The 14,039-nt window shown below is 52.4% G+C and carries 5 protein-coding genes; 2 read left to right on the forward strand and 3 right to left on the reverse strand.

All coding sequences use genetic code 11. From position 1 onward, the window contains the following. Nucleotides 1-536: 536 nt before the first annotated feature. Both MXE39_RS12280 and MXE39_RS12285 read left to right on the forward strand, forming a co-directional pair. Nucleotides 537-779 (forward strand): hypothetical protein, encoded by a 243-nt coding sequence (locus MXE39_RS12280; RefSeq protein ID WP_246978993.1) that lies wholly within the window; start codon nucleotides 537-539, stop codon nucleotides 777-779. Between the two features lie 904 nt (nucleotides 780-1,683). After that, nucleotides 1,684-3,267, forward strand: coding sequence for a hypothetical protein (locus MXE39_RS12285; RefSeq protein ID WP_246978992.1), 1,584 nt, complete (start codon nucleotides 1,684-1,686; stop codon nucleotides 3,265-3,267). A gap of 297 nt (nucleotides 3,268-3,564) precedes the next feature. Here the strand turns inward: MXE39_RS12285 and prfA are convergent, their stop codons facing one another. From prfA to phoA, 3 genes are all read right to left on the reverse strand, one after another. After that, the gene (gene prfA / locus MXE39_RS12290) at nucleotides 3,565-4,659 is read right to left on the reverse strand and encodes a peptide chain release factor 1 (protein ID WP_246978991.1); all 1,095 of its coding nucleotides are present in this window, start codon (nucleotides 4,657-4,659) and stop codon (nucleotides 3,565-3,567) included. Between the two features lie 617 nt (nucleotides 4,660-5,276). Further along, nucleotides 5,277-9,326 (reverse strand): Na+/H+ antiporter NhaA, encoded by a 4,050-nt coding sequence (nhaA, locus tag MXE39_RS12295; protein WP_246978990.1) that lies wholly within the window; start codon nucleotides 9,324-9,326, stop codon nucleotides 5,277-5,279. A 2,117-nt stretch (nucleotides 9,327-11,443) separates the two neighbouring features. After that, nucleotides 11,444-12,901 (reverse strand): alkaline phosphatase, encoded by a 1,458-nt coding sequence (gene phoA / locus MXE39_RS12300; RefSeq protein WP_246978989.1) that lies wholly within the window; start codon nucleotides 12,899-12,901, stop codon nucleotides 11,444-11,446. Nucleotides 12,902-14,039: the final 1,138 nt, after the last annotated feature.

Consider the following 14,039-nt stretch of genomic DNA (forward strand, 5'->3'; position numbering starts at 1 on the left):
GCCTCAAGCAGCTGATTAATAGAATCTTTGTTTAAAGTGACCTGAATCTGGTTTGCCATAAGGTTCCTCCGTTCAGGTCATTATACTTAAGAAATACAAATCATTTTAATTACCTACAGTTCCTAAGCACCGCCATCTGTCCCCTACTGAGCGCAACAGATAAATATGCAGCATCCCCCTGCACCACCGCAGGCAAGCGATTCAATACGAACCTGGCCCGAGGCAAGCGCTGCCAGACAAGCCAGCCCCAGGCAAGTGCCGCTTAACGGTACTAACCATCATACTCCGTCCCCTGTATTTAACAGGTGCTTTGCCTGCTACTTCCATGCTGATAGCAGAAAACATCCCACCCTGTCCTGGTTTCATGGCCCTGCCTTACTGTTAAGAGTCATTCCTGTCATTCACTTTTGGGGCGTGACCATACTGGTCAGGCGTGACCTGCCTGGTCTTATCGGTGAGCCTTGCATGGTCATGGTGGCTTTAGCCTGCCCTGGCATCAAAGTTTTTGCTTATGGAGGAATGCCTGTAGATGCTCTGTGGATTTGGTTGTGGTGGGATGGGGATTGCCTGTGAATTTGGTTTTAGCTGTATGGGAATGGCGTTTGTGGGGCCTTTTGGTATTGGTATTGGAAGTGGTATTCCGGGAGCTTTTCAGCGCAAAAATTACCAGTGATTTAATTATTTTACCAAAACTCGTTGCATACTTTTGCAGTCATTTATGCATCATGCCAAGTGATTTAGCTGATCTCTATCATGGTTATGAGTACGCTTTTACCTGACTTTATGGCTTAAATAAGCCAGATTTTAGTTTGGATCCGCTTATGAAAAATTTTGCATTTTGTTGCATTGTTGTTTCATTGGGCGTTACATCTGTTTTTTTATCAATGTGATATATGGCAAAATTTTGGTTTTTCTTTAAGTTCTTGCTTGCTTTTTGATAATTCTTTATCAAATACCATATATATCGTATTTGTTAATCGAAATACTGAAATAGACGCCGCAAAAATGTGACATAGACCACACTTAATAGCCTCCATACATGGCTGTCTATTTAATCTTGATTTTATTGATATTTAAGCCATTTGATTGTTAATTTTCATGCTTTTTGTATAACCTGACATAATATTCATGCGTAAATGGTAAAATTATCGAAATGGTGCAAATGTTTGCATTTTGCCGTATTTGAGCCATTTTCCAGCTCGCTGTATTTTTGTGACATACGTCACACGATGACAGCAGCCTCCGCCCCCTGAAAAAGTTGCTAACATGAAATTGTTGTCAGGCAGGACAGGACATAAACAGCCTGGTACCCGCCACGACAGCAGCGCTGGAAAGCCGCAGTGCTCCAGCCGCTCCCGGCCCCAGAAAATGCAGAAAGGATCCACCGGCTCATGAGAAAGCAGAGCGCAGGATCGCAAGCCAGGAGCGTTTCCTCATAGTTTCGAGTTTCTGCCCGGAACAGACATGCAGGAATATCAGATGTCTCAATTTGTTAATTGCTGCCTGAATGTCGAACAGCTCCCCTGCTAAGGGACAGGCTGCAGACACATCCAGAACCCGGCCAGCACCACAGAAGGCATGGATTAGAAAAGAGCCACGCTGGTCAAGCAGTCAAGAGGCCATAAGGCCTGGCGACAAAATCAGACAGAGAACCGCACAAGGTTCACCTTTAAGAAGCAAAAAATGATCAACGTAATCGCAAACGTCAAGAACACCATCTCCCGTATCAAGGATTTCTTCGCCGCCCCTGAGGGCAATACTTTCGCTGCCAGCTTTGCTACCACTCCAGCATCTGCAGTAATGGATTCAGTTGCCCACGAGCAGCTCGTCAACAGCAATCGCAATATGAATATGCGCGCCTCCATCAGTGCTGAGCGCAATCTGCCACAGGGCTTTGCCGCCGCACCTGAGTATCAGGTAAGCATGAGCATGTCAGTTATCTCCGCCGTATTAAGCGGAGCTCACAGCGAGCAGCAGCGTGCAGTTGAGCGCAACTGTCAGAACAAAAATGAGCACAATGAGCAGCGTAATGATGTAAGCGCCCTGCACAACGCTCACATGTTTGCCATGACTCCAGTTTCCGGAATTTATGCCGCCGCCCTGAGCGAGCAGCTGCGTGCCCGTGCTGAAAGCGGCATGCTCTCCGGCACCAGCGCCGCCGCTGACAAGGCAAATGCCGAGGCCAGCGCCCAGTTCAATACCGTTTCTGTAAAGTCCGCTCAGACCTCAAAGAGCGTCAGTGTTTTGCAAAATGCTCACATGTTTGCCTTGACTCCAGCTTCAGGTGTTTATGCCGCCGCTCTGAGCGAGCAGCTGCGTGCCACTGCTGAGCGTGACGGTGACTACGTCAAGACACAAAGCAAGGCTCCAGTAAGTTTCTTAAACTTTGCTCACATGTTTGCCTCTACCCCTGCAGCCGCACAGACCACTGCTGACATGAGTGCCCAGCTGCACGCTGCCGCTGGTCAGCCTCTTGAGGCCGATCCTCAGGCTGCCCGCACCGCTGAGCAGGCTCACAAAGCTGTGGCTCCGGTTCGTGCCCTGCACAATGCTCACATGTTTGCCTTGACTCCAGCTTCGGGCATTTATGCCGCCGCCCTGAGCGAGCAGCTGCGAGCCACTGCCGAGCGTGACGGTGACTACGTCAAGACTGTAAAGCACGAAGCCCCAACCAAAGCTCTGCACTTTGCCGGTATCTTTGCTCAGGCTCCGGTATCTGCACAGTTTGCTGCCAGCCTTTACGAGCAGCTTCGTAACCACAATGCTACACAGCGTCCAGCCGCCAATGAGACCGGCTTTAGCGTAGTTGAAGACGGCTTTGATATCAGCCCTGCCATGTCTCTGGTATCAGGTGTGTTAAGCGCCGCTCTGAACGAAGAGATGAGCAGCCGCAAGAGCAGCACCAGGCATGATGCCCCATCAGCTCAGGAACTGGTTGCCCAGTACCAGCAGATGTACTCAGAGCAAGGTTACGACGATGTTCAGAGCATGATTATGGCCTCCATCAACGCCGCCCGCGATACCGTAGAGCGCACAGCTGAGCAGGACATTCAGGCCCCTGCTTTTGATGCCGCCACTGAAAAGCATGTAGCTTCCCGCTGGGATGGCATCTGGAAGCAGCTGAGCCTTGACTCATGCACCATCAACACTCATGCAGGCCATGGCGCCAATGAGTCTGAGGCTGATATCCGTGCTCCATTTGAGCGCTACTATGATGACCAGGGTCAGCTCATCAACGCAAAGATTTCACCAGACCACGCAGCATAAGCTGCTGCCTGCCGGTGAGCAGGTGTAAGACTCCTAAAAAACAACAAAATATTTTAAAAAGCAGCCTCCGGGCTGCTTTTTCTTTATGTGCCACTGCAGTGCAGCCGCCGCACAGCCGCCGCCGGCGTGGCCCTGGCAGCGCAGTGCTGCAGGGGTTGCGGCGCGACTGCGTCAGCGCTGTACGCCGGGCGCTGCGGTGGCGGTGCTGCTGCAGGTACGGATTGCGGGCATGAAAAAGGCCCGGGCTTCTGACCTGAAAGGTCAGAAGCACCGGGCCGGGAAATTAGCATGCTTGTTTTAGAGGCCGCCCTGGGTTGCCATAGCTGCCAGCTGTTCAGCCTGGTACTCTTCAATTACCGGCTGTAAAAGCAGATCAAGCTTGCCTTCCATGATTTCAGCAAGACGGTATAAGGTCAGATTGATGCGGTGATCGGTTACACGGCTCTGCGGGAAGTTGTAAGTACGGATACGGTCGGAACGGTCACCAGTACTTAATACGCTCTGACGCTGCTCGGCAAGAGCGGCATTACGTCTGTCCTCTTCAAGCTTGGCCAGACGGGAAATCAGAACTTCCATGGCACGGGCACGGTTGGAGTGCTGGGAACGCTGATCCTGACACTCAACTACAATGCCTGATGGCTTGTGAGTAATACGTACGGCAGAGTCAGTCTTGTTAATATGCTGACCACCGGCACCGGAGGCACGGAAAGTGTCAACTTCAAGATCGGCAGGGTTAATTTCAGGAGCCTTTGAAGGTGGAATCTCAGGCAGAACCATTACGGTACAGGCTGAGGTGTGGACACGGCCCTGGGACTCTGTCTCAGGTACGCGCTGTACACGGTGACCGCCGGACTCAAACTTCATGTAGCCGTAAGCACCCTCGCCTGAGAGCTTGGCAATAGCCTCTTTGTAACCGCCCATTTCACCTTCGGAAACAGAAACGATTTCCAGAGTCCAGCCCTTGGTTTCGCAGTATTTGGTATACATACGGAACATCTCACCGGCAAAGAGGGCAGCTTCATCACCGCCAGTACCGGCACGGATTTCCAGGAAGCAGTTGCAGTCATCGCGCTCATCATGAGGCAGAAGCAGAATCTGCAGATCGTGGTCGAGCTTTTCAACGCGCTCTTTGGTAGGGCCCATCTCTTCTTCGGCCATGGCGCGCATGTCAGGATCGTCACCATTGATCATGGCCTGCATTTCCTCGAGGTCCGAGGCACAGGTACGGTATTCCTTGTAGGTGTCAACCAGCACCTGCAGACGTGAATACTCACGGTTGAGTTCGCGGAACTTCTCCTGATCTGCAATCACCTCAGGCTGAGCCAGTAACTGCTCAACCTCCATGTGACGCTCTACGATGGAGTCTAATCTTCTTAAAATACTTTCTTGCATGCTAAAACCTAAACGACTGCTGCCATCTAATTTGCGGCTGCTGCACGCATGCTCTCCATGCCTGCAGGGCTCATAAGGCGCCCCTGAAACCTGACAGCTCTCAGGCCTCCCGGCCTGAACTTCAGGCATAAGCTTACAGGTGACTGCCGTGAAAATAACCGCCTATTTTAGCATTTTTAGCACCAGTCAACAAATACACAATCACACTGTCCATAAGCCCATCACTACCCCTGAACATGCCCTGGCCAGGGCCGCTGTCCTGGCCTTTGAGCCCGGTCTCAGGCAAAAGCCCGGCCTGTCCGCCAGCTGCTGCGACCGCCCCGCCGCTCAGAACTTGATCGCCCAGGCACAACTGAGCTGCAGGCTCAGGGGGCCGCAGGCACAGCGGAGCGGGCAAAGCGAGCCGGGCACAGGTCAGGAAAGGAGCCAGGGCCGCAGGCCTGGTGTGGAGGTTCAGATAAGGTTTTGGCCGGGAATCAGTGAGTTGCCAAAGAAAAAAGCCCATGACCGGTTTAGCGGTTATGGGCTTTATGGTTTTTAAAGAATCGATTTTCGGGTTCTGAGATTCCGGCGCCGGCCTTAAAGGCCGGGCCGGTACTCTCAGGCGGGCTCAGAGCTTAGACCTTGGGCTTTTTGATAAGACCTGAGATCTTCTTGAGCATACCGCCCTCTTTTTCCTCCGGGCGGCCTGAGTCAGCTTTTGCAGGTTCGGCGTCGCCGGAGGCACTGTCTGAACTGTCGGCATCTGCCTTTTGTTCAGCAGCGCTTCCTGATGCCTGATCAGCTGCTACGGCTGTTACGCTGCCCTGCTCACCCATCGCAGTCATGGTCTGAGTCATGGCTGAGCTGCTCAGTTCGGCATTGCTCGCCGGTGCAGACACCAGCTCATCAACAGTCAGAGGAGTTACCTCCTGCTTGCCCTGAGCATTGCCTGTCAGCACATTCTGGAAAAAGTCAGGTGCCTTGAGCTCATCGCTCTCAGTGGCCTTTATCTGTCCTGACAGTCCCTCATAAGCCTGACTCCTGCCGCTGTCTGCGCCAGAATCAGCCGATTCTGCCGGAGCGCTGGCGGATGCTGCAGCTGCTGTAGCGCTCACTGCAGGGGACTGCTCACTGTCAGGAAGAATGTCCGAGACTTTAAGCGGCTCGACCTCAGCTGCCGTGGCTCCAGCTGGAGCATGCTCTGCAGGTTCAGCATTAGCAGCGGCCATGGCAGCGGCTGCTGCCATAGCGGCATTCAGACCGGTGTAGCTGTCAGAGTCATGATCAAGCTGATCTGAGGCTGACTTTGCTTCCTCGTCCTGCTCAGGGACAAGCAGTGGAGTAATGTTCTCCTTTACTGCTGCAGGCTCGGCCTTATCAGCAGTCTGACTGTCCTGAGCCGGCTTTGCCTGCTGGCCTTCACCCTCTGGCTTTGCAGCCGGAGTTGCTGCTGCGACAGAAACAGGCTCAGCTGCAGCCAGGGCCTGCTGGGCCTCGGTTTCCTGGGTGCCAGAGACAGGGGCAGCTGGTGCAGCGGAGGCGGCTGAAGCAGCCGGTGCTCCCGTCTCTGTTGCCTGAGACTCTGCATGAGACTCTGCCGGAGCTGAAGTCGAGGCTACTTCTGCTGCAGCTTCCTTATCGTCTTTGGCAGCTCCTTTGGCTGCAGCCTTTTCCTCTTTGGCAGCAGATTTAGCAGCGGCTTTTTCTTCCTTGGCAGCAGCCTTGGCGGCGGCCTTTTCCTCCTTGGCAGCTGCCTTGGCGGCGGCCTTTTCTTCCTTGGCAGCGGCCTTGGCGGCAGCCTTTTCCTCACGGGTCTGAGGAGCATTGTCCGTTTCACGGTGAATGGCTTCATCGATGCCACGGGCACGGGCAATCAGCTCAGCCACATTGGCTACAGGAGCACGGGCCCTGGCCTTTTCCTCTGCAATCTTCTCGATGTGAGAAGCTACAGAGCTGGCGATCTTGCGCATGTACTCTTCGTTGTACTGCTTCTGTCTTTCGACAGGATCATCGCTCAGAGGCTTCTTCTTGCCCTTCTTCTCGGAGCCGTCGTCAGCTGACTTTTCGTCAGCATCCTTAGCATCCTTGTCAGAGCCAGCGTCATCGCCCTTTCTGCCCTCAGAGTCAGACTCTGAACTGTCAGAAGTCCCTGCGCCAGTGTCGGCGGCCTGGGATGCACCTGATGCGGAATCAGCCTTGACTGCAGTACCGGTATCATCACCCCTGTCAGTCTTCTGGCCACTGTCCTTAGCGTCCCTGTCGGAACTGTCAGAACCGTCGGCAGTTGCAGAAGCCTTTTGCGGGGCTGAAGCAGACCTGTCAGCAGCGCTGTCGGCGGCTGCCTTGTCAGAGCGGCTTTCACCACTGTCGGCCTTACCTGCAGACCAGGCTGCAGATGCAGCTTCATCGCCGTGAATTTCACGCTCGTGCTCTGCTACCTCATCAGGGGCAATGTCGGCGGCGTTGAGGCCATCGGCGCTTTCTGAGGCAGGACGGGCTGGCTGTTCGACCTTGTGAACCTTGGCCATACCTACTGAATCAACAGCAATAATGGTCTGTGGCTCATCACTGTCATCAAGGCCATCGGCACGCAGAGCGGTTACTCCCTTCTTGCCTGTGGCAGTGGTTACTTTTGCTGACTTGTCGGTCTTGCCATCCTTATCTGACTTGCTGTCCCTGGCGGACTTGTCGGACTTGTCACCCTTGTCAGACTTGTCAGCCTTTCCGGACTTGTCAGCCTTTCCGGACTTGTCACCCTTGCCGGACTTGTCGTCATCGTCCTTGTCATCCTTGTCGGAGATAACAGCGCTTACGACCTTGGCAACCACCTTGGTAGCAGCCTGAGCAGCCTGAGTGGTAGCACCGATAATGGAGGCTGCGCCTTCTTTGCGCTCTTCCTTACCGGCATCATCACTGTCGTCATCAGAGTCTTCACCGTCATCAAGGGATGCCTTTTCAGTCTTGCCAGACTTGTCGCTCTTTGCAGACTTGTCACCCTTGGCGGACTTATCGGACTTTTCAGAATCGTCATCAGATGACTCTTCTTGTTCCTTGAGATCCTCTTCGACCTCGGCAGCTACTTCTGCAGCAACCTCAGCGGCCTTTCCTGCTGCTTCAAGTGCAGCGGCGGCTACTTCCTTGGTGTCCTCATCTTCCGAGTCATCAAGCCTGGAGGTGGATACAGCAGCACTGGCGGCAGCAGCAGCGGCCTTGGCGGCAGCCAGCTGGACCTTGGCACGAATCTGATCGTCATCCTCATCCTCGCTTTCTGCAGCAGCTTTGGCAGCCTCAGCAGCAGCAGCGGCGGCAGCGGCAGCTGCGGCTGCAGCCTCAGCGGCGGCCATGGTACGGGCATTGGCCTCAGCTACCAGAGCTGCGGTAGGAGCAACGGAAGAAGGACCCTGAACAGGCTTCTCCAGATTGTAGAGATTTGCGGTACGGGCAGTACCCTTATAACCCTCAGGACCAGGCAGCCATGGACGGTACTCAATTACATTGACCTTACAGGCCACATAGCGCAGGAAGAAGTAACCATAGGTTCCGGAGAACAGTGAGCCTACCAGAATGGCCAGGGAATCGGCATAGTTAAAGACATTGCTTCCCTGATAGGCAAGGGAGTCAATGAACATTGACATGGAGAAACCGATGCCGGTCAGGATACACACACCATATATCTGCAGCATGGAGGCATCTGACGGCATTTTTACCAGCTTTATCTTGATAGCAAGCCATACGGTAAAGAAGATACCCAGAGGCTTGCCAATAAACAGACCGGTGAAAATACCAAGGCTTACCGGAGCAAAGAAGTCCTTGATATCAATCATTGACAGATCGATACCGGCATTGGCCAGGGTAAATACTGGCAGCACCAGCAGTGCTACCCACATCTTCAGACTGTCGGAAATAGGCTCCACCATCATCTCGCCACGGGCACTCTTCATTGGAATGCAGAATGCGGTGATGATACCTGCAAGAGTGGCATGCATGCCGCTCTTTAAAATGGAGAACCAGAGAATTATGCCGAAGATGAGATAGAGCACTCGGCGGGCTACGCCAAAGTAATTGAGAATCAGCAGTCCCAGAGTTGCAAATGAAGCCAGGATAATAGCCGGAATGGACAGCTCTGAGGTGTAGAAAATTGCAATTACGATAATGGCGCCAATATCGTCGAAGATAGCCATGGAAAGCAGGAAGATCTTCAGCGAGCCAGGCACGCGGCTGCCCAGCAGCAACAGCAGTGCAACCGAGAAGGCAGTATCAGTAGACGTTGGGATAGCCCAGCCGCGCATTGCATATTCATCATGGAAGTTAAAAGCCATGAAGCACAGTGACGGCGTAATAATACCGGCAATGGCCGCAATACTTGGCAGAATGATATTGCGCGGGTTGGACAGATGGCCCTTGATGAACTCAACCTTGAGCTGCAGACCAATAGCAAAGAAGAATATGGTGATCAGACCGTCGTTAATCCACAGCAGTAAAGGCTTGATGAGCTCGAAATTACCAAACACAATACCGGCATTCATTTCGATCCAGTGACGGTAGGATGTAGAGTATGAACCGTTCTGTAAAATCAGAGCCAGAACAGTACATATGAGCATGATAACGCCACCGGTGGCGTCATTGTGGGTAATCCTGTCGAAAGCGCGAGGCAGGGTTACCTTGATGTTGGATAACACTTTCATCTTGAGTATGACCTAATACAAGACGATATTAAAACTCCTGCCACTCCTTACTGAGAGCGCCACCGGACTGGCCCCATCTAAGTGTTATCCCACATCTGCCCTGCACACCTTTACTCACGGTCCGGTTACAGAAACAGTAATAAAACACTGTTACTGCAGGATCCGTTGCATAAACTGCACTGTATCTGCCCTGAGCCCCATGGCTATGGCAGCATGCCCGGCATTACATCATTTTCAGACACTGAAAGAATTACAACTGTAAAAATACAGCTGTAATGATGCTCTCCTGGGGATTTTACAGCCTGCCTTGTCCTGACCTGAGTTACAGCCAGAAATGGCAGGGCAGCATATGCTCAAAAGACATACACAAATTTGATCTCCGCACGCATAAACGAAACTGCAGTGCATAGCTGCAGCTCCATCCCGGTTTACAGCTGCCAGCGCAGCCTGTTTAGCACAGCGTCGGAAAGAGAAAAAAACAGAGGTAATGATTGATCAGCAATGAGGTCAGCCAGGCGGTGATTAGCCTGAACCTGACTAAATCAGAAAAGGAATGACAGCCCTTTGTTTGACTGAAACTGCCAAAAGACAAACGCAAGAAAATGCATTCAGGAAAGTATAAGCACATGCAGTGCCAGTACAGGACAGACAGTGCAGGAGCGTATCTGAGCACCTGAACCGGAACTCAGCCTGATACGAATTGATACAGCTGTCATGTCTGTACTTCCGGCACTGATCGGGCCGGAGGCGTGATATACGAATGGTTGAACTTGACCTTATTTTGCAAAAAGCGGCTCTAAGCCCTCTGTAACTGCACTCCGGCACAGCTCCGGAAATTTATATGGACATCAGATCTGTCTTAAAGGCAGACTCAGCCCGTAAATGAGGGCCGCATAAGCATTGAAGACATTACTTTCAGTATTTTCCACAGCTACTGTAATCATGTTCCCTGTCTTGCTGTTACCGGCTCATTTCAGGCAGACATTACACAGGCGCAATGGGCCAGGCATGCTGAAACGGTTCGCATCTGGACAGGACTGATAAAGCCACGGGCTCAGATACAATCTGTGAGTACATGAAAAGGGGAATACAGCGAAAGACGGGGGTCAGCCCAACGGCTGACGGGAACAAAAAATAAACGGCATTGAGCTACAGCCTTGATGCTTTTCAGGAGCAGTCACACTCACAAAAGGCCTGAAACTCCTGGCACATGGAATCCGGAAATCGGTAGTGAAGTGAGAGTGAACTGAAAACCCTGGCTGAACGCAGAAATCTTTGATCTGTTGGACCATTGTCCCATTTTTCCACAGCAATAAAAAGACGGTTCTGAAAATAATCCAGGACGTTGCCAGCATACCAGTGGTCTTTATCCGGACAATTGTATTGACATAGTTAAAATCACCATATTTTTATTCAGAAAACAGCCTTTCTTTTCCCTCCATGCTTCTGAATCTCACCATCAGACCAAAACATGCATAAGCTCATTTGCTGTTAACTGCTCAACAGAACTTGCAGACAATCCGCACACAAATGCGCCCGGACCGAGCTCAACTACATACACAGGTCCAGTACAGGCCCGTGGGAGGCTCAGGTCAGGTCATACCTGAGAGGCCCGTTTGGCCTGTATGGCGCTTATTTTTTTCAGTTGATCTTATTGTTGCAAAACCATCACATAAGCCAGGCGGTCAGCCCTGCACTGGATAACACCGCAGTATTGCTAAATCATAGTCCCTACAGCAGCCTATGCCGTATCTTACATCCTCAATATCCCACACAAGGCACAGATCCGCAGTCACGACTCTATGCTCAGGCTTGCAGTGACGTTACATTGAGAAAGCCTGTAGAAACGTGGTTCGGAGTGCCCATGGATGAGCTCTGCTCAAAAGTGCAAAGGCCCGCCGAATTGAGGCGCGGCGAGCCATGGATGTACTTTTTCAGGAAACTAAAAAGGCCCGTCGAAGTGCAGATCGGCGAGCCTTGGGATAAGTCTTTTCCTGAAATCTGAAAAGGGGCAAGTCAGGCGCCGGTTGTGATTACGGTCTGGCAGAGCGTTCTGCGCATTCCGGGTCTTCCCGGTGTTTCCTGACCTGACTACGCTGTGTAACTGTTAATTGCTCTTAGTTCTTGAGCTGAAGAGTGTCACGGATGGTGAAGAAGATGTCGGTCTGGTCGGTAAGGCCTACTACACGCAGGGCACCTGGACCGTAGGCGGCTACACGCAGCTGAGCGCCAGTGTGGCCGGCATCATCGATGTCTTCAGAGTTGCCGTAAGAAATGGTCATTGGAGAGCCGTCAGCGGTCATAACGGCCTGAGTCCAGCCTGGAGCTTTGGTATCAGGGTAAACAATCTGGGTGGCGTGTGCGTGGTCAGCGGTTACGATAACCAGAGTGTTGCCATCCTTTTTGGCAAACTCCATGGCAACCTGAACAGCCTCATCCAGATCCATGGTCTCACCGAACTGGCCGCATGGGTTGGAAGCGTGAGCCTGCTTGTCGATAGATGCGCCTTCAACCTGCAGGAAGAAACCCTTCTCATTTACGGACAGCAGCTCAATAGCCTTGGAGGTCATCTGGGCCAGGGTAGGAACGTTGGCACCACGCTCGGCATTAACCTCACACTGAACTACTGGCTTCTTGAGGTTGCCGTACTTGGAGGCCTGTGGACCCTTAAGACGGATTGGCATGTTGCCCTCGGCAAACAGACCAAGAACCGGGGTATCCTGGTTGGCAGCGGTAATGGAGTTCAGGCCATTGAGGTCAGATACGAGCTGGTAGCCGCGCTCCTGAGCCTGCTGGAACAAGGTCTTGCCCTTGTACTGACCGCCACGTGCTTTCTCCTTGAAGGTTGCGGCACCACCGCCCAGAACTACGTCAGGACGAAGAGCCAGCAGCTGCTCGGAGATGGAACCGGCACCGCCGTTTTCCAGAGCCTGAGCCGGGCACTTGGCAGCGGTAGCCTCAGGGCCGTAGCACTTACGGTGCTCAACGTGAGCAAGCATGGCTGCAGGGGTAGCATCCTGAATCTCGGCTGTCGATACGTCACCGGTAGCAAGGCCGTTGGCCTTGGCAAGCTCAAGCAGAGTCATGTGTGGCTTGCCGTAGGTGTCAACACCGATAGCGCCGTTATAGCTCTTTACACCGGAGGACCATGCAGTAGCTGAGGCTGCAGAGTCGGTTACATAATCAGGCTTGCTGCTGCCCTTATGCAGTGAGTAGTGGGTGTACTGACCGGTAAATGGCAGGGAATCGATACCCTCAAAGTAGCCACCTGCACCCTTGGCAAAGTTACGGGCAGCTGTGATTTCGCTGTCACCCATACCATCACCAATCAGAAGAATTACATTCTTGGCGTGCTCTTTTTTGGCCAGAGCCAGAACATTCTCGTACAGCTCAGTCTGGTTGTCCTGAATACGACGGGCGCCTGCAAACTGAGTGATATCACCTGCAGCCTGACGTACATACAGAGCAGAATCATCTACTGCAGCAGTCTGAGTGTTGGAGTTACAGGCAGAAATCACGCAGGCAGCTGCAGCAACGGCAACAGCTTTGGCCAGAGTTGAACGGTTGAGCTTCATAATTCAAATCCTTTAGTTGCACTAAATCGACCTTGACCTGACATTCAGCTCTGTCTTCATGCCAGGACCCTGCGCATCTGAACCGTCAGCTGCGGGAGGCAAAAGACAAACGCTGCTCTGTCAGTCAGCCCTGCACTTGACTTCCCTCAGGAGACGGGAAATAAGCCATGACTGCAAGGTCTGATGCAGGGACTCACGCCCTGCTTGAGGCCGCCCACACACATTCAGGAAGTGCGGCCCTCAGGTCATCGTTTTGTTGCAGGCATGATAAGCAGCCTCTGTTAAGCGCAAAGGACGTGATTGTAAAACTTCAGTTAAACTTTCAGGAAAATTGTTAAGCGGCACATGCATAATGTTATAGCTATAGGCCTTCAATACCCGCTATTTTATAAGGCACTCCAGATACCAGCGCCCTTAAAGACCACCTGCTGTCACACAAAACAAATTGTTAAATCCAGGTAATTACACCATGGGCAGCTGACCTGCCGGACGAAGACCTTACCCTCATCCTCATCCTCCGCCTGCCATCCCCTTCCCTGTTCCCGGCTTTGCTCCCTGTCCGTCCTAAATCCCGTAGCTCATCACCTCTGATAAGGACAGAAGCACGCACAGAAAAAATCATCTGACGGAATTCCCCTGCAGCCATGCCCGACGTGGCAGCCCAGCTCGGCTCTGCAGATCAGCCCAGCCGCCATGCCCGTAGCTGCAGCTTCGCCATGCCCGGCTCTGCGGTTCAGCATTGCAGTCCTGCTCTGTTGCTCAGCCCGGCTTCCAGCAAAAGTCAGGCACTTGTGGGGACCAGGCTATAATTGTCACTCATCTGGGCTAATATACGATTGAATCTCCTGCTGACAACCCAAAGTACAGACTCAGCACCGTCAATCACGGAATGGACCGGTATGCCTCAGGCAAGGCAGGATGCCGCATCTGAGATCACTGCCAGACACCAGCCGGGCATCATTCCCTGCTGTGCGCAGTACGTCTGCGCCATGCTAAGCGCAGAAGTGCCGACTGTACATGATATTTAAAGATTGTCACAAAAATTATTTATAGTTTGTCATTATATTTATAGTTTGTCATAATATGACTGCAATTCTGCAATATTTACTTTATTTACGGGGTTTTCTCCATTTCATAC

The sequence above is a fragment of the Anaerobiospirillum sp. NML120511 genome (assembly GCF_023050955.1).
Lineage (GTDB): Bacteria > Pseudomonadota > Gammaproteobacteria > Enterobacterales > Succinivibrionaceae > Anaerobiospirillum.

What these genes read in the sequence shown, in the direction of transcription:
- MXE39_RS12285 (WP_246978992.1), top strand. Translation starts at nt 1,684, where the DNA reads ATGATCAACGTAATCGCAAACGTCAAGAACACCATCTCCCGTATCAAG.
- phoA (WP_246978989.1), bottom strand. Translation starts at nt 12,901, where the DNA reads ATGAAGCTCAACCGTTCAACTCTGGCCAAAGCTGTTGCCGTTGCTGCA.
- nhaA (WP_246978990.1), bottom strand. Translation starts at nt 9,326, where the DNA reads ATGAAAGTGTTATCCAACATCAAGGTAACCCTGCCTCGCGCTTTCGAC.
- prfA (WP_246978991.1), bottom strand. Translation starts at nt 4,659, where the DNA reads ATGCAAGAAAGTATTTTAAGAAGATTAGACTCCATCGTAGAGCGTCAC.